Source organism: Halorubrum miltondacostae (assembly GCF_041379815.1).
Taxonomy (GTDB): Archaea; Halobacteriota; Halobacteria; order Halobacteriales; family Haloferacaceae; genus Halorubrum; species Halorubrum miltondacostae.
In genome coordinates this window covers 34,041-53,304 of the sequence record NZ_JBEDNY010000007.1, presented here as the reverse complement: position 1 = coordinate 53,304, position 19,264 = coordinate 34,041, and the positions used below count along the sequence as shown (strand labels likewise).

At 70.6% G+C, this 19,264-nt stretch carries 23 protein-coding genes; 11 read left to right on the top strand and 12 right to left on the bottom strand.

All coding sequences use genetic code 11. The features are described 5' to 3' along the window. Nucleotides 1–153: 153 nt before the first annotated feature. A complete protein-coding gene (gene serA / locus ABNG04_RS15785) occupies nt 154–1,758 on the top strand; it encodes a phosphoglycerate dehydrogenase (RefSeq protein WP_371163332.1) in 1,605 nt (534 codons plus the stop codon). A 56-nt stretch (nt 1,759–1,814) separates the two neighbouring features. On the opposite strand, the gene ABNG04_RS15780 is transcribed toward serA, so the two are convergent. From ABNG04_RS15780 to ABNG04_RS15750, 7 genes are all read right to left on the bottom strand, one after another. Continuing rightward, nucleotides 1,815–3,566, bottom strand: coding sequence for a histidine kinase N-terminal 7TM domain-containing protein (locus ABNG04_RS15780; protein ID WP_371163331.1), 1,752 nt, complete (start codon nt 3,564–3,566; stop codon nt 1,815–1,817). 139 nt (nt 3,567–3,705) lie between these two features. Further along, nucleotides 3,706–4,107, bottom strand: a complete 402-nt coding sequence (locus ABNG04_RS15775; RefSeq protein ID WP_371163330.1) for a type II toxin-antitoxin system VapC family toxin — start codon at nt 4,105–4,107, stop codon at nt 3,706–3,708. Then, nucleotides 4,104–4,430, bottom strand: a complete 327-nt coding sequence (locus ABNG04_RS15770; protein ID WP_371163329.1) for an antitoxin VapB family protein — start codon at nt 4,428–4,430, stop codon at nt 4,104–4,106. Before ABNG04_RS15770 ends, ABNG04_RS15775 begins: the two co-directional genes overlap by 4 nt. Before the next feature lie 96 nt (nt 4,431–4,526). Next, nucleotides 4,527–5,810 carry a threonine synthase gene (gene thrC, locus ABNG04_RS15765; RefSeq protein WP_371163328.1) on the bottom strand — a complete coding sequence of 428 codons (1,284 nt, stop codon included), beginning with the start codon at nt 5,808–5,810 and terminating at the stop codon, nt 4,527–4,529. A gap of 79 nt (nt 5,811–5,889) precedes the next feature. Then, nucleotides 5,890–6,105, bottom strand: a complete 216-nt coding sequence (locus ABNG04_RS15760) for a DUF7569 family protein (RefSeq protein WP_006114682.1) — start codon at nt 6,103–6,105, stop codon at nt 5,890–5,892. A gap of 77 nt (nt 6,106–6,182) precedes the next feature. Beyond that, complete coding sequence (gene upp / locus ABNG04_RS15755) at nt 6,183–6,860, bottom strand: uracil phosphoribosyltransferase (protein WP_006114683.1); 678 nt, start codon at nt 6,858–6,860, stop codon at nt 6,183–6,185. A 92-nt stretch (nt 6,861–6,952) separates the two neighbouring features. Continuing rightward, nucleotides 6,953–7,198 (bottom strand): DUF8107 family protein, encoded by a 246-nt coding sequence (locus ABNG04_RS15750; protein ID WP_371163327.1) that lies wholly within the window; start codon nt 7,196–7,198, stop codon nt 6,953–6,955. 58 nt (nt 7,199–7,256) lie between these two features. Between ABNG04_RS15750 and ABNG04_RS15745 the strand changes: the two genes are divergently transcribed. Together ABNG04_RS15745 and ABNG04_RS15740 are read left to right on the top strand one after the other, a co-directional pair. Continuing rightward, nucleotides 7,257–7,583 (top strand): hypothetical protein, encoded by a 327-nt coding sequence (locus ABNG04_RS15745; protein ID WP_371163326.1) that lies wholly within the window; start codon nt 7,257–7,259, stop codon nt 7,581–7,583. A 101-nt stretch (nt 7,584–7,684) separates the two neighbouring features. Then, on the top strand, nt 7,685–7,924 hold the full coding sequence (locus ABNG04_RS15740) for a hypothetical protein (protein ID WP_371163325.1): 240 nt from the start codon (nt 7,685–7,687) through the stop codon (nt 7,922–7,924). Nucleotides 7,925–8,016: 92 nt separating this feature from the next. Here the strand turns inward: ABNG04_RS15740 and ABNG04_RS15735 are convergent, their stop codons facing one another. Continuing rightward, entirely contained in the window at nt 8,017–9,279 is a 1,263-nt protein-coding gene (locus tag ABNG04_RS15735) for a CobW family GTP-binding protein (protein ID WP_371163324.1), read from the bottom strand. 103 nt (nt 9,280–9,382) lie between these two features. Between ABNG04_RS15735 and ABNG04_RS15730 the strand changes: the two genes are divergently transcribed. The 4 genes from ABNG04_RS15730 to ABNG04_RS15715 all read left to right on the top strand — a co-directional run bounded on the left by ABNG04_RS15730 (nt 9,383) and on the right by ABNG04_RS15715 (nt 13,112). Further along, nucleotides 9,383–9,592, top strand: a complete 210-nt coding sequence (locus ABNG04_RS15730) for a hypothetical protein (protein WP_371163323.1) — start codon at nt 9,383–9,385, stop codon at nt 9,590–9,592. A gap of 84 nt (nt 9,593–9,676) precedes the next feature. After that, a complete protein-coding gene (locus ABNG04_RS15725) occupies nt 9,677–9,973 on the top strand; it encodes a DUF7990 family protein (RefSeq protein ID WP_297886065.1) in 297 nt (98 codons plus the stop codon). A 28-nt stretch (nt 9,974–10,001) separates the two neighbouring features. Then, complete coding sequence (locus ABNG04_RS15720; protein ID WP_371163322.1) at nt 10,002–10,955, top strand: ArsA family ATPase; 954 nt, start codon at nt 10,002–10,004, stop codon at nt 10,953–10,955. Nucleotides 10,956–11,225: 270 nt separating this feature from the next. After that, a complete protein-coding gene (locus ABNG04_RS15715) occupies nt 11,226–13,112 on the top strand; it encodes a carbon starvation CstA family protein (RefSeq protein ID WP_371163321.1) in 1,887 nt (628 codons plus the stop codon). A gap of 42 nt (nt 13,113–13,154) precedes the next feature. On the opposite strand, the gene ABNG04_RS15710 is transcribed toward ABNG04_RS15715, so the two are convergent. Together ABNG04_RS15710 and ABNG04_RS15705 are read right to left on the bottom strand one after the other, a co-directional pair. Beyond that, complete coding sequence (locus tag ABNG04_RS15710; RefSeq protein WP_371163320.1) at nt 13,155–13,787, bottom strand: DUF8052 family protein; 633 nt, start codon at nt 13,785–13,787, stop codon at nt 13,155–13,157. Further along, complete coding sequence (locus ABNG04_RS15705; protein WP_371163319.1) at nt 13,780–14,160, bottom strand: cupin domain-containing protein; 381 nt, start codon at nt 14,158–14,160, stop codon at nt 13,780–13,782. Before ABNG04_RS15705 ends, ABNG04_RS15710 begins: the two co-directional genes overlap by 8 nt. Nucleotides 14,161–14,347: 187 nt before the next feature. On the opposite strand from ABNG04_RS15705, the gene ABNG04_RS15700 reads away from it, so the two are divergent. The 4 genes from ABNG04_RS15700 to ABNG04_RS15685 all read left to right on the top strand — a co-directional run bounded on the left by ABNG04_RS15700 (nt 14,348) and on the right by ABNG04_RS15685 (nt 16,104). Beyond that, nucleotides 14,348–14,599 carry a DUF8007 family protein gene (locus ABNG04_RS15700; protein WP_371163318.1) on the top strand — a complete coding sequence of 84 codons (252 nt, stop codon included), beginning with the start codon at nt 14,348–14,350 and terminating at the stop codon, nt 14,597–14,599. A 61-nt stretch (nt 14,600–14,660) separates the two neighbouring features. Further along, the gene (locus ABNG04_RS15695) at nt 14,661–15,347 is read left to right on the top strand and encodes a DUF5828 family protein (RefSeq protein ID WP_371163317.1); all 687 of its coding nucleotides are present in this window, start codon (nt 14,661–14,663) and stop codon (nt 15,345–15,347) included. Between the two features lie 88 nt (nt 15,348–15,435). Next, nucleotides 15,436–15,675: a DUF8001 family protein gene (locus ABNG04_RS15690; RefSeq protein ID WP_371163316.1), complete on the top strand. Its 240-nt coding sequence runs from the start codon at nt 15,436–15,438 to the stop codon at nt 15,673–15,675. A gap of 54 nt (nt 15,676–15,729) precedes the next feature. Then, complete coding sequence (locus ABNG04_RS15685; protein WP_297886081.1) at nt 15,730–16,104, top strand: helix-turn-helix domain-containing protein; 375 nt, start codon at nt 15,730–15,732, stop codon at nt 16,102–16,104. 19 nt (nt 16,105–16,123) lie between these two features. On the opposite strand, the gene ABNG04_RS15680 is transcribed toward ABNG04_RS15685, so the two are convergent. Both ABNG04_RS15680 and ABNG04_RS15675 read right to left on the bottom strand, forming a co-directional pair. Then, a complete protein-coding gene (locus ABNG04_RS15680; RefSeq protein ID WP_371163315.1) occupies nt 16,124–18,253 on the bottom strand; it encodes a S9 family peptidase in 2,130 nt (709 codons plus the stop codon). Nucleotides 18,254–18,350: 97 nt separating this feature from the next. Further along, the gene (locus ABNG04_RS15675; protein ID WP_371163314.1) at nt 18,351–18,944 is read right to left on the bottom strand and encodes an IMP cyclohydrolase; all 594 of its coding nucleotides are present in this window, start codon (nt 18,942–18,944) and stop codon (nt 18,351–18,353) included. Nucleotides 18,945–19,264 lie beyond the last annotated feature (320 nt).

Below are 19,264 nucleotides of genomic sequence, written 5' to 3'. Positions count from 1 at the left end.
ATATAAAAGGGAGTACCGACGGCGAAGATGCCCACGAACGCGCATTCTCCACTCGAAACGAGGGGGATCGATACCCACGGGCGCGGATCCGATCGGGCGGCAAAACGGCGCGATGAGGAAAGCGTTAACCCCGCGCCGCGGGTGCGTTTCGGCATGAAGGTACTCGTGACTGACCCCATCGCGGACGCGGGGTTGGACCGACTCCGAGACGCCGGCCACGAGGTCGTCACCGACTACGAGGCCGAGGGGGAGGCGCTGCTCGACGCCGTCGCCGACGCCAACGCGCTGATCGTGCGGTCCGGGACCGACGTAAACGAGGCGGTCTTCGAGGCCGCGAGCGAGCTCGTCATCGTCGGCCGCGCGGGCATCGGCGTCGACAACATCGACATCGAGGCCGCGACCGATCACGGCGTGGTCGTCGCGAACGCGCCCGATGGGAACGTCCGCGCCGCCGCCGAGCACACGGTCGCGATGACGTTCGCCGTCGCGCGCTCGATCCCGCAGGCGCACGGCCGCCTGATCGGCGGCGAGTGGGCCAAAGGCGAGTTCCTCGGCACCGAGGTGAACAACAAGACGCTCACCATCGTCGGCCTCGGCCGCGTCGGGCAGGAGGTCGCCAAGCGGCTCGACTCGCTCGGGATGGACCTCGTCGTCTACGACCCGTACATCTCCGAAGAGCGCGCCGACCGGATGGGCGCTGAGCTCGTCGAGGACCTCCACGACGCGCTCGCTACCGGCGACTTCGCGACGATCCACACCCCCCTCCTCCCCGAGACCGAGGGGATGATCGGCGAGGACGAGCTGGCCCAGCTGGAGGGCGGCTACCTCATCAACTGCGCCCGCGGCGGCATCGTCGACGAGGACGCGCTCGCCGAGGCGGTCGAGGACGGCGTCCTCGCGGGCGCCGCGCTCGACTCCTTCGCCGAGGAGCCGCTCCCCGAGGACTCGCCGCTGCTCGACGTCGAGGAGGTCGTCTTGACCCCGCACCTCGGCGCGTCGACGGAGGCCGCACAGGAGAACGTCGCGGTCGACACCGCGGAGGCGGTGCTGGCGGCGTTCGAGGACGAGCCGGTCCTGACCGCGCTCAACGCGCCCTCGGTCGACGAGAGCGCCTTCCCGCGGATCGAGCCGTACATCGACGTGGCCGAGACCGCCGGCAAGGTGGCCGCGCAGCTGCTTGACGGCCGGATCACCGGGGTCGAAGCGACCTACGAGGGCAACATCGCTGCGGAAGACGTCGACCTCGTCACCGCGAGCGCCCTGAAGGGCGTCTTCGAGCCGCTGGAGTGGCAAGTGAACGCGGTGAACGCGCCGCGGCTCGCCGAGGAGCGCGGCATCGAAGTGACCGAGTCGAAGACCCGGCAGACAGACGACTTCCAGAGCCTCGTCCGCGTCACCGTCCGCAACGGCGACGGCGAGATCTCGGTCGAGGGGACGCTGTTCGCCGGCGAGGACGCCCGCATCGTCCGGATCGACGGGTTCCGCGTCGACGCGGTCCCGTACGGCCACATGCTCGTCGCGCGCAACACCGACGAGCCCGGCGTCATCGGGCTCATCGGGACCGTCCTCGGCGACCACGACGTGAACATCGCCGGGATGTTCAACGGCCGCGAGACGCAGGGCGGGGAGGCGCTCACCGTCTACAACCTCGACTCGGCCGTCCCCGACGCCGCGATCGAAGAGCTGCTCGCGGACGACCGCGTCGTCGAGATCACCGAGATCACCCTGGACGGCGCCGACGGGCGCGTGGACGAGTAGGGCGGGACTCGTCGAATACCGCCCAGATCCGGAGAAGCGATCGGACCGCCGCCGGGCTACGTTTCTGCCGCGGGCGGCTCCGAGACCGTGACGAGCGCGTCCGCGTCGGCGACGACGGGCGACGCGACGGCTTCGATCGGTCGATCCCCGAAGGCGACGACGAACGCCGCGCCGTCGCCGACCTCCGTGGCCGACAGGCAGGCCTCTTCCTCTGCGGTCCCGCGACCCGCGCCGACGCTGACGGTCCACCCTTGCGACCCGGCGAGCGCTGCGACGGACGCGAGGCCGATCCCGGTCCCCACGTCCGCGGTCGTGTAGCCGCGGTCGAAGACGCGGTCGCGCTCCGCCGGCGGGACGCCGGGGCCGTCGTCGACGACCGCGAACCCGCCGTCGAGCGCGACGGCGGCGACACTCGCCTCGGTGCCGGCGTGGACCGCCGCGTTCCGGAAGAGGTTCTCCAGGACGCTCCGGACCGCGGTCTCGTCGGCGACGAGCGACTCCGCGCCCGCGACCGTCAGCGTCGCTCCCGCGGTGTCGGCGGTCCGCCACGCCGCCTCGGCCGCGGTCGCGAACGAGAACGACTCGGCGCCGGCGTCTGGGTCCGGGTGGTCGACGGCCGCGAGCGTCTCGTCGACGATCTCGAAGATCCGGTCGTGGGCGCTCTCGACCCGTTCGAGCGCCGCCTCGTCGCCGGCGATCGCGGGGTCGGTGAACCCGTCCGCGACCGTCAGCGGGTTCTTGATGTCGTGCGCCAGCGCGTGCGTCAGCGTCTGGAGCCGGTCGTTCGCCACCTCGAGGTTCCGGCGGTTACACTCGGACTCGGTGACGTCTCGCAGCAGTAGCACCGTCCCCTGCGAGCGGTTGCCGAGCGTCGGGAGCGAGACGGCAGAGAGCGAGACGAACCGCGGCTCGCCGGCGACGTCGACGCGGAGCGGTTCGTCGGGGGCCTCCCCGCGGCGGTACGCGGCGCGGATCTCCGGGGCGTCGGCGAGCGCGTCCGCGACCGGGACGCCGACCGCGACGCCCTCGCCGAGCCACGCGCGGGCCGCCGGGTTCGCGTCCGCGATCCGCCCGCTCCGGTCGACGACGACGATCGGGTCGGGGATCGCCTCCAAGGTCACCTGCCGGGCGACCGGCGTCACGCCCAGCGTCCGCCCCCGCCGGACCGCGACCGTGAATGCGACGCCCGTGAGCACGAACAGGAGTTCGGGGCGGAACGCCGGGCCGCCCCCGAGCACGACGAACTGCGCGGCCCACGGGGCGGCGGAGCCGACGAGCAGCAGCCCCGCGGACGCGCGGAACGCGGGTGCCGAGTCGTACACGCCGTACGCGAGCGTCGCGAACGTCCCGACGAGCAGGACCTGCGAGTAGAGCCAGCCGACCCACCACGCCGGGCCGAACTCCCGGACGAGCACCGTCCCCGAGCCGACCGCGACGAGGTCGGTCCCGGTCCGGACCAGCCCGTGGACGTCGTTCGTCCAGCTCAGTAGGGTCAACGCTGCGAGCGGGGCGAGCAGCGCGAGGAGGCGCCACCGCGAGATCCACGCGTCGTAGCCGAGATACGCCGCGACGAACGCGACGGCGGCGACCGGGACGACGGCGGTCGCGGGGTACTGAACGTTGAGCCAGAACAGCTTCCCGGCCTCGGTCGTCGCGACGGCCTCGCCGAACAGCCCCGCGGACCACCAAGCGATTGCGGCCATGAACGCGACCGCGGCGGGGCCGCCCGACTCGTCGCGGGAGGCGAACGCGACGACGGTCGCACCGACCGCCACGACCGCCGCGAGGGCGGCGATCGGGGCGGTCATCGAGACGTCTATCAACTTGTCGGTCGTTCAATGGTTTACTATTTAATACAAACTGTCGGGGCGATGTGTTCGGCAATCGGTGATAGCGTGCGGCGGAGTTGCCGAGCGGGACGGCGGCGGCCGGACGTTCGATAGACGCTCAATACGTGTCGACCGGCACGAACTTCTCGAAGTCGTCCGCGTTCCGGGTGACGACAGTCATCCCCTCCGCGTCGGCGACACCGGCGATCAGTAGGTCCGCGGTGGCGGCGTCGACGGCCCGCCTCGTGTGGTCGTCCGAGCGGCACAGCGAGGCCTCAAAGGCGCTCGCGGCGAGGGCGTGGTCGGCCGCGATTGGCACGACGTCGAGCCACTCGAACGCGGCCGCGAGGCGCGCCGGATCGAACGCGTCGTTGAGGCGGAGCCCGACCGCCACCTCCTTGTAGTTCATCGCGGTCGTCGCGAACTCGGCTTCCTCGCGTGACTCGAGGAAGCGGCGAACGCCGTCGTCGCCGGCGAGGTAATCGATCAGGAAGGTGGTGTCGAGCAGGTACCGAGTCACGCCGATCCCCCGGCGTCGCCGTTCGCGTCGTCTGTGTCGGCGCCGTCGTCCGACCGACCGCCGTCGTCCGGGTCCGCGAGACGATCGACCGCCGCGGTCTGCCGGTCGCCGGCCGACTCGTCGAAGCGCTCCCGCGAGCCGGCCGCGGCCTCCCGAAGCGAGTCGGCCGCCTCGGGCGGCAGTGAGCCGAACCCCTCGCGCCAGTCGCTTTCGCTCTCGTCGATCAGCCGGTCGATGAGGTCGGTGAAGCTCTCGTCGTCGCGCTTCCGAGCGCGAAGCCGCTCGTACACCTCCTCGCGTACGCCGATCGTCTTGGTCGACATCTCAGTGTTGTGTATGTGTTTGTATATATAAAAATTGTCGAGGACAGCGTAAACTGAGCGGTGTCCGCGGCCGCACCGACCGGGCGCGTCGGCCGATCAGTCGTGGAGGTGGTCGACGACGGCGTCGGCGTCGTTCGGGACCGGTTCGGGGTCGCCGCCGGCCTCGTAGGCGGCGTCGGGGTCTTTCAGCAGGTGGCCGGTCGTCAGGCAGACCACCCGCTCGTCGTCGTCGACGACGCCCTCGCGCCGGAGCTTCTTGAGGCCCGCGAGGCTCGCGGCGGAGGCGGGCTCGACGCCGACGCCCTCGCTGGCGAGGTGGCGCTGCGCGGCGGTGATCTCCGGGTCGCTCACGGCGACCGCGGTGCCGCCGGTGTTGCGGATGCCGGGGAGCGCCTTCGGCGCGTTGACGGGGTTCCCGATGCGGATCGCGGTCGCGCGCGTCTCGACCTCCTCCCAGCGGCGGATCTCGTCGTTCCCCTCCTCGACCGCCTCGACCATCGGCGCGGCGCCCTCCGCCTGGACGCCGGTGAGCTTGGGCACCTCGTCGGGATCGAGCGCGCCCGACTGGACGAGCTCGCGGAACCCCTTGTACAGCGCCGAGGTGTTGCCCGCGTTGCCGACGGGGAGGACGATGCGGTCGGGGAAGACGCCGTAGTCGGCGTAGAACTCCTCTAAGATCTCGAAGCCGATCGTCTTCTGCCCCTCCAGCCGGAACGGGTTCAGGGAGTTGAGCAGGTACGCCTCGCCGCGGGCGGCCAGCTCCTGGACGATGTCGAGGCAGGCGTCGAAGTTGCCGTCGACCTCCAAGATGCGCGCGCCGTGGAGGCTCGCCTGCGCGATCTTCCCGGCGGCGACCTTCCCTTCCGGGAGGAGGACGAGCGTCTGCATCCCGCCGCGGCCGCCGTAGGCGGCCAGCGCGGCCGAGGTGTTGCCCGTCGAGGCGCACGCGAGCGCGCCGACGCCCAGCTCCTTCGCGACGCGGACGCCGACGGTCATCCCGCGGTCCTTGAACGAGCCGGTGGGGTTCATCCCCTCGTGTTTGATCCGGAGCGCGTCCACGCCGACCGCCTCCTTGATGCGGGGGACGCGGTGGAGCGGGGTGTCCCCCTCGGGCAGCGTGACGCCGAGGTCGAAGGGGAGCCCCTCGCGGTAGCGCCAGACGCCGCGGTCGGGGCCGTCGGTGGACGCGCCCGTCCCGAACTCGTCGAACGTCGGCGGGTCGGCGTACCGGACCTCGAGGAGGCCGTCGCACTCGTCGCAGGTGTACCGGACCGCCTCGAACGGGGCGAACGTCTCGTCGCACGCGATACACGCGAGCCACGTCCCGTCGTCGGCGCAGTCGGGCACCGCCGGGGCCGCGGCGTCGATGGCGAAGTCCATTACGTCGGCGTCGGTTCCCGCGGGGCTTAAGACGGGCGGTCGGAACGGACGTTGCCGGCCGAGGCGAACGCGTTCAGCCTCAGTCGACGATGATCTCGGAGCTCTCGTCGCCCCCGTCGTCGCCGGAGCCGAGGCGGTCCTGGTAGCGCTGGATCCAGTCGGCGAAGCAGTCGGGGCAGAGCCGCTGGGTGTCGATGTTCGCCCGGTCGACGCTCAGCCGGACGGTGCGGGCGAGCGCGTCCGTCGTGGGGTCGCCGCAGGCGTCGCAGGGCTCGGTCGTCGGCGCGTCGCTCATGTCCTACCGGTCGCGGCGGCGGCTCTTAAAAGTACGTCGGGCGCGGCGGCCGGGTCGGCGGGCGAGCTGGGACGGCGTCAGACCGTCCGGAACGCCCGGTCTCCGGCGTCACCGAGGCCGGGGACGATGAACCCGTCGTCGTCGAGGCGGTCGTCGATGGCGACCGTCAGCAGGTCCGCCTCCGGGACGGCCTCGCTCACGCGGACGAGGCCGGCGGGCGCGGAGACCGCGGAGAGGACGAACAGGTCCTCGAAGTCGTCGGCCTCGTCGAGGACGTGGTCGAGGACGGCGGCCATCGTCGACCCGGTCGCGAGCATCGGGTCCGCGACGATGACGGTGTCGTCCGGGCGGATCTCGGGGAGCTTCACGTAGTCGATGGTGATCGGGAACTCGCCGTCCTCGGTCATCCCGGCCGCCTCGTCGCGGCCGGCGGAGATGACGCCCTGCTTCGCGCGCGGGAACGCCTTCAACAGCCCCTCGACGAAGGGGGTCGCGGCGCGGAGGACGTTGATGATCACCACATCGTCGAGGCCCTTCACGCGCTCGCCGGTGGTCTCGGCGAGGGGCGTCTCGACCGGGACGTACTCGGTCTCCATCGCGCCGTCGATGATCTCGTAGCCGCAGATACGGCCGAGCTTCACTAGCCCCTTCCGGAACGCGACCTGCTCGGTGTCGACGTCGCGCAGCCGCGAGAGGGTGTCCGTCGCTAGCGCGTGCGTGATGAGGTACGCGTCGTCGCGGTCTTCGATCGTCATTGTGCGAAACCGCGCCCGGAACGGTCTTAAAACGTGGCGAATCGGTCGCTCGCCGGGGCGCGGTCAGGGAGCGGTCGCCCCCGCGACCGGTCCTAGCGGAGCGCGACGACGTACGTCACCGCGAAGAGGATCAGCGCCAGCGTCGCGACGTTCCGGATCGACAGCGTCGCCGTCCCGACGAACTCGAGCCCCCAGACGATCATCCAGGCGAACCACGCCGAGAGCACGGCGTTCATCGCGAGCAGCACCTTGGGATCGCCCGAGGAGCGCTCGACGCCCTCGCGGATCCCGGGGCCGTCCTCGTCGCCGCCCTCGTCCGTGGTCTCCTCGGCGCTCATACGCCGATGCGCGGCTGTGCGCCACTTAGCTCTTGTCCGTTCGAGCCGTACGCCCCCCATGGTCGACCCGGTCCGCCTCAGCAACCGACGCGGGGAGCCTGTCGATCCGATCCCCTTCCTCGTGACGACGGGGCTCGCGTTCGCGCTGGTCTTCTCGTTCGGGCCGCTGTACGGGCTGGCCTACGGGCTGTCACTGTCGGGCGCGCTGGCCCTCTCGGCGCTCGGGTTCGGCGCCACGGCGTGGGTGGCGTACTGCCAGCTCGTTCGGGCCGCGCCCCCGGTGGACGCCGGCCCGCTCCCCTCCGGGCCCCGGTTCGAGCGACTGCTGTACGCGGGGGTCGGACTGGGGCTCGCCTTCCTCGCGCTCACGCTGCCGCTGCTGTGACGAACCGGCGGGGCGCGGCCTAGCGACCCGCGCCGGATCGGCTGTGCGAACAGATCGCACGACACCGAGGAACTAACAGGAACGATACTGATAGTTGGTGTATGGGCATCTTCGAGACGGTGACCGACGCGCTGGCGGGCTCGACGGGGACGGCCCCGGGGGCCGCCGGGGACGACGGCTCCGAGGGGGCGTACTGGTGCGACGACTGCGGCGTCCGCGTCCGCGACGTGGATGTCGACGACGAGTGGCTCGACCGCGACGCGGAGGGGACGCCGACGTGTCCCGACTGCGGCGACGCGATGCGGTTCGCGCGTGCGACCGGGGGCGACTGCGCCTGCTGACCGGGGCGATCAGGAGTGGCGGCGTCGATTGCTCGGGTCGGTGAGAGATGGCCGCGTCCGTTGCCCGGGTCGATCCCGCTCGCCTCGTCGGACTACGGCTCTCGGAGCGCGACCGCGTCGCCCTGCGTCTTCGGGAACGGGGCGGGGTCGACGTCGGCGGGTTCGTCGCCAATCCCCGGATCGCCGAGTTCCGCAAGTTCGGCGTCCGTGACGAGCGCGTCATCGAGCCGCGAGACGAGGGCGTCCTCGTCGACGCCGGTGCCGATGACGACGTACTCGGTCAGGCGGTCGCCGCGCTCGTCGTCCCAGTCGAGGGTCGGGCGGTTGGAGCGCAGCATGTCGCGCTCGACGGAGGGGAGCCCGGCGACCCAGGGGCCGAGCGCGGTGACGCGGACCGACCGCCCCGCCTGCCCGACCTGCTGGCGCTGGTCGGTGCCCGCGACCCACAGCGTCCCCTTCGACCGGACCACGTCCGCGGGGAGGTCGCGGAGGACAGCCGCGATCCGGTCGGGGTGGAACGGCCGGCGGCGGCGGTACGTGAACGAGTCGACGCCGTACTCCGCCTCCGGGTGGCGGTGGTCATGGCCGTCGTCGTCCTCGTGGTCGTCGCTCGGGTGCTCATCGTCGTCGCCGTGACCGTGGTCCTCGTCGAGCGCGCGCTTCCAGCCGGGGAGGTCGCCCAGTTCGCCCGCGTCGAACAGGTCGACGCCGAGGAGGCGGTCGGGGTCGACCGCCGAGAACTCGGTGACGACCGTCTCCGCGTCGGGCTGGAGCGCGCCGACGAGCGCGATCGCCTCCTCGACCTCGGCGTCGGTACAGAGGTCCGCCTTGTTACAGACGACGAGGTTCGACACCTCGATCTGCTCGACGAGGAGGTCCGAGAGGGGCCGGTCCTCCTCGCCGGGCGCGCCGCGTCGCTCGGGCGTCGACTCCCCGCCGAAGGAGTCGAGGAACTGCCGGGTGTCGACGACGGTCACGAGGGCGTCGACCCGGTACCGCGCCGCCGCGCGCGACTCCGTCGTGAACAGCCGCGCGACCGGGGCTGGCTCAGATATCCCCGACGACTCGACGACCAGGGCGTCGAAGGAGCGTTCGTTCGCGAGCCGCACCACGGCGCTCTCAAGATCGTCTTGGAGCTCGCAGCAGATACAGCCGTTCGACAGCTCCGTGACTCCCTCGACGTCGACCTCCGACTCCTCGGCGATCAGGTCGGCGTCGACGTTCACGTCCCCCATGTCGTTGACGAGCACGGCGACGTCGCGGTCGCCGGCGTTTCGGAGGAGGTGGTTCAGGAGCGTCGTCTTGCCGGCGCCGAGGCTCCCCGAGAGCACAGTGACCGGGATCCGATCGTCCATGCGGGTGCGTGTTCGGGGAGCGACTTCAACGCCCCGGCGGCCGCAGCGACGCCGCTCGTCCCGAGCCGATACGTTGATACGCCGGGGTCGTCGAACTCGCGCCATGGTTCTGTCCGCCTCCGCCGTGTCGCTGGTCAGCGTCACGGTGACCGTGCTGATGATCGCCGCGATGCTGTACCTCGTCTGGGGATCGCTCGACAGCGACATCCACTCGCCGAGCCCCGGCAACGAGGACCGCCCCGAGATCGACGACGCCGAGGACGCCGACGCCGACGACGCCGCGGGCGAACTCTCCGACGGGCGCTCCGCCTGAAGCCCCGCGAACGGATAGCGAGGCCGCGAAGGCGGCGGCCGAACCGCGACAGCTTTTAACACAGGAGGAGTGTCATGAGAGATGATGACAGTAGCCGACCGGATCGAGCGGTTTCGGGCGGTCCTCGAAGAGTGGGTTCGGGGCCTATACCACGGGATGATCACGCACCCGGCCTACGAGAAGATCGAGAAGGAGGCGGAGGACACCGAAGACGAGTTCCTGCTCGCGTGCTTCCCCGACGCGTTCGGCGTCCCCTCGCCTGTCTCGTACTACACCGCCGAGCTGCTCCCCTACCTCGAAGACGAGTTCGAGGCGTGGGAGCGGCGGCTGTGGGACCGGGAGAGCCTCATCGAGCGGAAGGGCCAGCAGTACCACTTCTGATGACGGACGACAGCTCACACCCCGAGTGATGGAGCAGTTCGTCTTCTTCGGCGGCAAGGGCGGGGTCGGGAAGACCACCGTCTCGTGCGCGTACGCCCATCGCTGCGCGCGCGACGGCCTCCGGACGCTCGTCGTCTCGACCGACCCGGCCCACTCCGTGTCGGACGTGTTCGACCAGCAGTTCGGCGACGAGCCCGAGCCGGTCGCAGGCGTCGACGGGCTCGACGCGCTCGAGATCGACCCCGAAGACGAGATGCAGCGCCACCTCGACGAGATCCGCGAGTCGCTCTCGGAGCAGGTGTCGGCGGCGATGGTGTCGGAGATCAACCGCCAGCTGGAGATGTCCCACGGGACGCCCGGCGCGTACGAGTCCGCGCTGTTCGACGCGTTCGTCGACGTGATGCGGTCGGAGAGCGAGCCGTACGACCGGGTCGTGTTCGACACCGCGCCCACCGGCTCGACGCTGCGGCTGCTCGGGCTCCCCGAGTTCCTCGGCGACTGGATCGACCGGCTGCTGTACAAGCGCAAGCAGTCGATCGACCTCTTCGAGAAGGCGGCGGTCGGCGACATGGAGCCGCGACGCCTGCTGGAGGGTGACCCCGTGATCGAGCGGCTACAAGAGCGCAAGGAGTTCTTCGAGTACGCCGGGGAGACGATGCGGTCCGACGCCGCCTTCTTCCTCGTGTTCAACCCCGACCAGCTGTCGGTCAACGAGACGGCGCGCGCCATCGAGGGGTTCACCGAACGCGATCTGCGCGTCCGCGGGCTCGTGGCGAACAAGCTCACGCCGTCGCCCGACGACGACGAGACCGGCAAGGGCGCGCGCTACCTGCGGGAGAAGGTGGCGACCGAGCGCGACCGGCTCGCACAGGTCCGCGAGGAGTTCGACCCGCCGCTCGTCGCAGAGATCGAGTCCCGAACCACGGAGGTCCGCGGCGACGTGCTCGCCGACGTGGCGGGGTCGCTCGACGTGGAGCCGTAGGTCGCTGGGCGTCGGACGCGCGTCGCGGACCGCAAGCGGGATCGCGCGCGGCGCCGACCGGAACCGCGCGCGACGACGGACGGACCGTGTCCGGGTGCGCGCGAGACGGGTCTGCGGCCGGTTGGCGCGAATTTTACCGATCCGTCAGAGAAATTAAGTTCGTTTCGGCGGTGAGTAGGGTCACCCTATCCCACGAAATCGGCGATCATCATGAACGAAGATAACGTTTAAGTTGAACATAGTGAATCGATATCATGAGGCAGGGACCTTATGACAAGTGTAATTTGGATCGTCGTCGCCGTGCTCAGTACGTTCACCGTGGGATACGTGGGGTACTCCCGGTACCTCTCTCGCTTCGTCGACCTCGACGACGAACGGGAGACGCCGGCCCACAAGTACGAGGACGGCCAGGAGTACGTACCGGCGAAGAAGCCGGTCCTGTTGGGGCATCACTTCTCGAGTATCGCGGGCGGCGCGCCGATCGTCGGCCCGATCACCGCCGGGGCCATCTGGGGGTGGGTGCCGGCGCTGCTGTGGGTCGCCATCGGTAACCCGCTGATGGGCGCAGTCCACGACTTCATCTCGCTGTCGGGATCGATGCGACACGAGGGGAAGTCGATCGGCTACATCATCGGCGAGTACGTCGGCGAGCGCGGCAAGGACATGCTGCTGTGGTTCGCGTTCCTCACCATCATCCTCGTGGTGGCGGTGTTCGCATTGGTCGTCGGGATCGTGTTGAACGCGTTCCCCTCGGCCGCGACCGCGAGCCTCGTGTACATCGCGCTGGCGTTCCTCTTCGGCGTCTACCTGTACCAGCTCGACGGCCCGTTCCTTCCGGGGACGGTGGTGTTCGTCGCGGGCGTGTTCGCCGGCGTCTGGCTCGGCGTCCAGTACCCGATGGCGCTGTTCCCGGCGGTGGAAGCCGGCGCGTACCCCGAGGGGACCATCGTCCTCTTGGAGTTCCTCGGCAACGGCGCGTGGCTTCCCGGAGCGGTGGTGGATGCGGACGCCATCCTTCAGCCGAACGTCGCCGCGTGGGTGCCCGTCATCCTCGTCTACGCGTCGCTCGCGAGCGCGCTCCCGGTGTGGGTGCTGCTCCAGCCGCGCGACTACCTCTCGTCGTTCCTCCTCTACTCGGGGGTCGGCGGGGCGCTGCTCGCGATCATCGTCGGGACGCTGCTCGGCACCTCGGCGCAGCCGCTGACCGTCGACCCCTCGATCGGCGCGTACATGGGCTTCTTCGGCAGCGACTTGGCGATCGGGGAACGCGGGATAACCCCGCTGTTCCCACTGCTTTTCGTCACCATCGCCTGCGGGACCATCAGCGGGTTCCACTCGCTGGTATCCTCCGGGACGACGGCGAAGCAGCTGAACAAGGAGAGCGACGCCCGCCTCATCGGCTACGGCGGGATGCTCGGCGAGGGGCTGCTCGCGTCCGTCGCCATCTCCACGCTCGCGGTGGCCGGGGCGACCACGGCGGCCGCGGGCGGCGGGATCGGCGGCGCGCTGCCGAACTTCGCGACCGGCGGCGGGATCATCCTGACCAGTCTCGGGATCCCGCAGAGCTTCGGCGCGCCGTTCATGGCGCTCGTCCTGGTGAGCTTCCTGCTCACCTCGACCGACACCGCGGCGCGGCTCGGGCGGTACATGATGGAGGAGATCGTCGGGACGACCGGCAGCGGAACGACGACGGGCTTCTCCGCCGACCTCGGCAGCATCGCTAAGGGCCGGTACACGAACCCGGCCGTCCAGTCGCTCGTCGCGTACCTGCTCGTCATCTCCGGCGAGTGGGTGACGCTGTGGGCGCTGTTCGGCGGCGCGAACCAGCTGCTCGCGGCGCTGGCGCTGCTCGCCGGCACCGTCTGGCTCGCGAACTGGGACGAGTCGAAGCAGCTCGCCTCCACCGGCGTCCCGATGACGATCATGGTGACGATCACCGTCCTCGGGCTGTCGTGGGTGGCGCTGTGGGACAACCTCTACCAGAAGCTGATCCTCGGTAACGTGGCCGGGCTCAGCGGCCAGATATCGGCGGTGGTCCAGATGGGGCTCGCGTTCGTCCTCATCTACCTGGCGCTGTCGCTGGTGCGGATCGGCTACGACAACATCACGACCGTGCGGGGCGGCAGCGGAGCGGCGGCCGAACCGAGCGACGACTGATCGCGGTCCGACGGCGGACTTTTTTCGAACGACCCACGACGCTCAGCGCCAGAAGCGCTTCGCGAACCGCGAGAAGAACCCCTCGTCCGGTGGGTCGACCCGCTCCCACAGCCGGAACGCGGCGGCGGTGTCGGCGTTCTCGCTGGCGACGAGCGACTCGCGGTCGGGCGCGACCGCGACGAGGTTCACCTCGTAGTGGCCGTAGTAGCCGAACTTCAGCAGGGTGCGGTCGCTGAAGCCGGCGACGAAGTCGGCGACGTCGTCCGGGATCCGGTCGGCGACGACCACGACGGTGACGTCCGTGCCGTAGTGCTCCTCGTGGCCGTCGACGCGCTCGTCGGCGACGTCGTGGGCGAACTCGACGAGCCGCTCCAGCTCCCCGACGCTCGGGGTCGACACCCGGCGGACGTACACGTACTCCCGCATGTCGTGGTCCGCGTAGCTCAGGGCCGGGTGGAGGAACTGCTTCTGGTTTCGCACCCGCATCTCCGCGGTCATGTCGAACCGCTCGCCGTCGACGGCGACGTCGCGGTCGAGGTCGTAGCTGTACATCAGCCGGTCGGAGACGCGGTCGAGGTACTCGTCGTCGTAGTCGGGGACGGCCTCGCGGATCTCCGCCGGAAGCTCCTCGGGATCGCGGCGGTCTCCCCCGTTCGACGTCGCGTTCTCACTCATCGTCGGGATCGTACGGGACGGCGTCGCCAGAGGCCGGCGGCGCGCCGATCGCCAGCACCGTTACCGGCTCGTCGGCGTCGGCCGGGTTGTACGCCCGCTGCGGGCTCCCAGGGTCGACGACGAACAGGTCGTCGGCCGGGACCTCGTACGTGCGGTCGGGGGTCTCGACCGCCAGCGTCCCGTCGAGGACGTAGAACGCCTCCTCTTGCGTCTCGTGGGCGTGGTAGGCGAGGGGGAGCTGCTCGCCCGGGGCCGCCCTGAACCGGTTGATCGCCGCTTCGTCGAGCCCGCCGGGGGCGGACAGCTTCCGACACTCGCAGGGTCGGTCCGGCTCCGGGTCGACCGAGTCGACGTCGACGACACGATATCCCATGGGAACGCATTCCACGGAGCGAGTGAAAAGGGCGTCGGGAGCGGAGCGGCCGCGGGCGCCGGACCCCGAACCGGGCGACGACAGAGCGAGGCCGACCGATCCGGAGCGGGCGCGAGCGCCCCCGAGGCGTCGTTTTCCCGAGGCGGAGTTTTAACCGGGAGGACCACGTTGTGTGATGTGAGAGATCATGACAGACGAAAGAGACGAGGCGGACGGCGCGGTCGAGGCCGAGGCCTGCGGCCGCTGCTCGATGTCGACGGTCGTGGGGGCGGTGGCGAAAGACCAGTCCCCCGAAGAGCGCGCCGAGCGCGACCCGTTCCGCGGCGAGCGGATCGAGGTCGACGAGTCCGCCGTCCGGCGCGCGTCGCCGGCCGGCTACCTCGGCGACCTCAAGGAGCGGCTCGACGCGGTCGCGCGTCGGATCGCGTACGGGAAGTAGGCGGCGAGTCCCGTCAGTTCGGGGAGACTTATACGCGTCCGTGCCGTAGCAGGGACAACCGATGGAAGAGAGCATCTCCGGTTTCAAGATGCGCGGCGACTGGGGCGACGTCGTCGAACACGGAGAGCGAATCTCCCTGGCGCTCCGCGAGGTGGGCGTCGACGAGGACGCCTACTACGAGTTCGACGAGTGGCGTCCCAAGACCCACGAGCGGATCGACGAGGACGTTTCGGAGAAGACCGCGGCGCAGGCGTCCGTCGACGAGGGTGAAGGCGAGCGCGCGGGGCAGTCCCCGGGCGACGACCTCCAGACGGCCGGCGAGAAGCTCACGGAGTCCTACGAGCAGGTCGAGGAGAACGACACCGAGAGCGCCCGCGAGAGCTGGGGCGAGTCGATCGAGCACGTCGCCCGCGCGGCCGACTCGGCGAGTCGGAAGGCGATCCGGAAGGTGGAGGACGCCGTCTACCGGAACGTGATGACCCAGATGGCCCCGTACTACTTCGACAACGAGCTCGTCAGCGCCAACATCCAGGAGGTCGCCCGCGCCGAGGACGGCGAGACATTCGTGTTCGAGGTGAACGTCAACGACGACGAATTGAAGGGGAAGGTCTCTGAGGTCCTCGACGAGTACGAGTCCGAGATCGACCGCTGGCACGTCGAGACCGAGAAGCGGACCGACGACGTCGCGGCCGCCGAGGGCGTCGAGCCGCCGGCCGAGGAAGGCGGCCCGGACTCGACGACGACGTGAGCCGAGCCGACGAGCGAATCGACTCGCCGTCCGACCCCGGCCGAGACACATCGGTCGACTTTAACTCGCGGACCGCCGAATCACGTCCATGAGCGAGGTACTCCGGGTCGAGGCGGGAGAGCTGTCCGTCGACGAACTCATCGACGCGCTCAACGACGGGCAGCGGATCCTCGTCGACGTCGAGGTCGCCGGCGCGAGCCACGAGGTCGCCCTCCGGTACGACGGGGAGACGTACCACTGCGACACGCCGACGAACCTCCACCGGCACGCCGACGAGTCGGGGATGCGAGGCTGTATCGACCAGATGGGCTACGCATCTCGGGAGTGACGCCTTCGCGCGCGGAGACCGACATTTAACCACGCCGCGCGCGAACCGAGTCGCATGAGCGACCCCGAGATCGAGGACCTCGTCGGCGACCGCTCGCCGTCGTTCGAGCACGTCCTCTCTTGTGTCTTCGGCGTGCGCGACCACGAGAGCCGGGCGTATCTCGCGCTGCTGGAGTACCCGGGCAGCACCGTCGCCGAACTCGCCGACGCGCTGGACAGAGACCGGTCGAACGTCAACCGCTCGCTGTCGACGTTACGGGAGAAGGGGCTCGTCGAGCGGCGGCGTCGCCTCCTCGATTCCGGCGGGTACGTCTACCAGTACACCGCGATCCCGGTCCCCGAGGCGAAGCGCCGCCTCCACGACGCGCTCGACGAGTGGGTCGCCGACGTCCACGACGCCATCGACGGGTTCGACCCGGACGGGCGCTGAGCTTCGGGCGCGAGGGCGACTACGCGTCGGACTCTTCGGACTCCTCCCCGGCGCTCAGCCCGTCGTCCTCGGGGCGGTCGAGCGCGCGCTCGGCGTCGTGGTACTCGGAGTAGCCGTCGAACCAGCGCGCGATCCGCTCGATCCGGTCGACGACGTGCGCCGGCTCGCCGGACCGCGAGAGCTCGTGGCCCTCGCGAGGGTACCTGACGAACCGCGTGTCGACGCCGTTCTTCCGGAGGAGCCGGTGGTACAGCTCCGCCGTACAGATCGGGGTCCGGGTGTCGTCCTCGGAGTGGATCAGCAGCGTCGGGGTGTCGACCGCGTCGGCGTGGCCGGTCGGCGACTGCTCCCAGAGCCACTCCGGCTCCGCCGAGGGCACCGTGTCGAAGTCGCCCTCGACGAGCTTGTAGGCCGCGTCGGTCGAACCGTAGAAGCCGGTGAGGTCGTAGACGCCGCGCTGGGAGACGGCCGCGCGGAAGTAGTCCGTCTGGCCGACCGCCCACGCGGTCATGAATCCGCCGAAGGAGCCGCCGGTGACGAACGCGTTCGAGTCGTCGATCTCCGGGCGGTCGGCGACCGTCTCGACGCCCGCCATCACGTCGCGCATGGTGACGGCGCCCCAGTCGCGCTCGATCGCCTGCATGTGCTCCTCGCCGTAGCCGGTCGAGCCGCGGGGGTTCGACCAGAAGACGGCGTAGCCGCGGGCCGCGAGCGTCTGGAACTCGTGCCACATCGTCCCGGCGGTCGACCACATCGCGTGCGGGCCGCCGTGGATCTCGACCGCGAGCGGATACTGCCCGTCCGCGTCGGCGGACTCGCCGTCGGCGTCGCCGACTCCCGCCGGCGGGGTCAGCAGCCACCCCTGGATCTCGACGCCGTCGGCGGACTCGAAGCTGAGCGCCTCGGGTTCACCGACCGCGCGCTCGTCGAGGTAGTCGGCGTTCAGTTCGGTCAGCCGGGTCGTCTCGTCGGCCGCGGCGTCGTAGGCGAACGCGTCGCCCGGGTGGTCCCACTCGCTAGCGGCGAACGCGACGGTGACCGACTCGGGGCCCCCCTCGGCGTCGCCCCCGACGGTCGCACCCGAGATCGTGCCCGGCCGCAGCAGGCGCTCGGGGTCCGCGCTCCCGTCGGCGGGAACGTGCCACAGCGCCGTCTTCCCCTCGTCGGGCGTCGCGAAGTACAGCGTCTCGTCGGCCGGCCCCCACTGCGGGGTCGTCCCGCGGCCGAGACCGCGGTCGATACCGCCGGTGAGGTCGGTGACCGCGCCCGACTCGGCGTCGAGGACGCGGAGGTCCGTCGGCTGCATCGACACCTGCTCCGGTTCGGCGTGCGTGAACGCGACGCGGCCGTCCGCGGTCGCCGCGAGGGCGGCGCCCCAGCCGGTCGTGGTGTGGACGCGCTCGGCCTCTTCCGCGTCGAAGTCGTGCGCGTGGATCGCGATCTCGACGGAGTCGTCCGGGTCGTCGCCCACCGCTTCGGTGTAGTACAGCGTGTCGGCGTCGCCCCACGACGGGGCGGCGAAGTCGGCGTCGCGGTCGGTGACTCGACTGACCGCGCCGGACTCGGCCGGGTCGGGATCGGTGACGCCGCCGACCGTCGCGTCCGCGTCGACGACGTACACGCCGGGGCGCCGGCCGTCGAAGTGGCGCTCGGCGGCCCGGTAGACGGTCCGGTCGATGACCCGGGGGTCCGGGTGCTCCTCGGGCTCGTAGTCGTCCGGCACGGCGAGGTCGCGGTCGGCCTCGCGGTCGTCGGCGGTCACGGACTGGACGAATGCGATCCGCTCGCCGTCCGGGGACCAAGCGATCGACGAGACGCCGCCGACCACGTCGGTGACGCGGCGGGCCTCGCCGCCGTCGAGCGGGAGGACCCACAGCTGCTGGCGGTCGTCGGCCGCGCCGCGGGTGGAGGTGAACGCGATGCGGTCGCCCGAGGGGCTCCAGCGCGGCTCGGAGTCGGCGCCCTCGGCGAGGGTGAGCCGCCGCGGATCGCCCTCGCCCGCGGCGTCGACGACGTACACCGTCGTCTCGTAGCTGTCGTCGTCGTTCGGCTGTCGGCGCACGAACGCGACGTGGTCCCCGTCCGGCGAGAGCCGGGGGTCGGACGGGACCGCGATGTCGTGGTAGTCGGCGGCGGTGATCGGCTCCATGGGTGTGGGTCGGACGGGGGAGGCAAAAGGCGTCGGGAGGCGGAAAGGCGGGCGGCGGCGGGGACGGGGAGCGACGGGCCGGGCTCGCCGTCGTCGCTCAGTCCTCGCCGTTGTCGAACGCGAGCGAGACGCCGCCGTCGTCGACCGTCGCGCCCGCGGCGCAGACTGGGTGTTCGAGGTCGGCGCCGAGCAGTTCGGTCGCGACCGACGGGGCGTCCGTCGCGGTCAGGTCGTACGGCTCGGGGGAGTCCGTCTCGTAGGTCGCGACCACGGTGGGCTCCTCGACAGCCTCGACGAGCAGCGCGTCGCGGCGGACCGTGCCGATCGTCGCCGACTCCGCGCCGACGACGCCGGCGACGCGTGGCGTGTCGTAGTCGTCCTTCTCGAAGTCGAGCGCGAGCAGCGCCGACGCGAGCGCGTCGCGAGCGGGGTAGCCGCGCTCCAGTTTCTCGGCGATCGGGTCGACGTGCGAGCCGTTCCCGAGGACCGCGCGCGGCTCGCCGGTCGGGGTCTCGACCGGGCTGGCGCAGTTGTACGAGACGTAGGGGTTGTCCGTCTCGGGCGCGTCCGCGGTCGGGCCGACGGTGAGCGTCCCGTCGCGGTCGCGGACGCGGCGGTTCGGGAACGAGCGCGAGGAGACGCGGTAGCCGCCGACCCCGGGCGCCACGACGACGAATCGTCCGACGTACATACAGCTTCGTGCGGATTCGGTCGGTTAAAACGCGTCGATGTGCGCACGAACGCGATCCGAGCGGCGAGGCGGCCCCGCGGTCTCGCCAACTGATCGCACGGCGAGCGCAACGCGCAACGCTTACAAACACGTACTGGTTATCGATAAGTGGGCAGTCCATTGGGGTAGTGGCCAATCCTGTTGCCTTCTGGGGGCAACGACCCTGGTTCGAATCCAGGATGGACTACTTCTCTCGCGTCTCGCTTCGACTAGAACTGAGAGGCATCCCCGTCCCGCAGTTTCCAGTCGAAACGAAGGGGTCAATAGGGGTTCGGACGCGA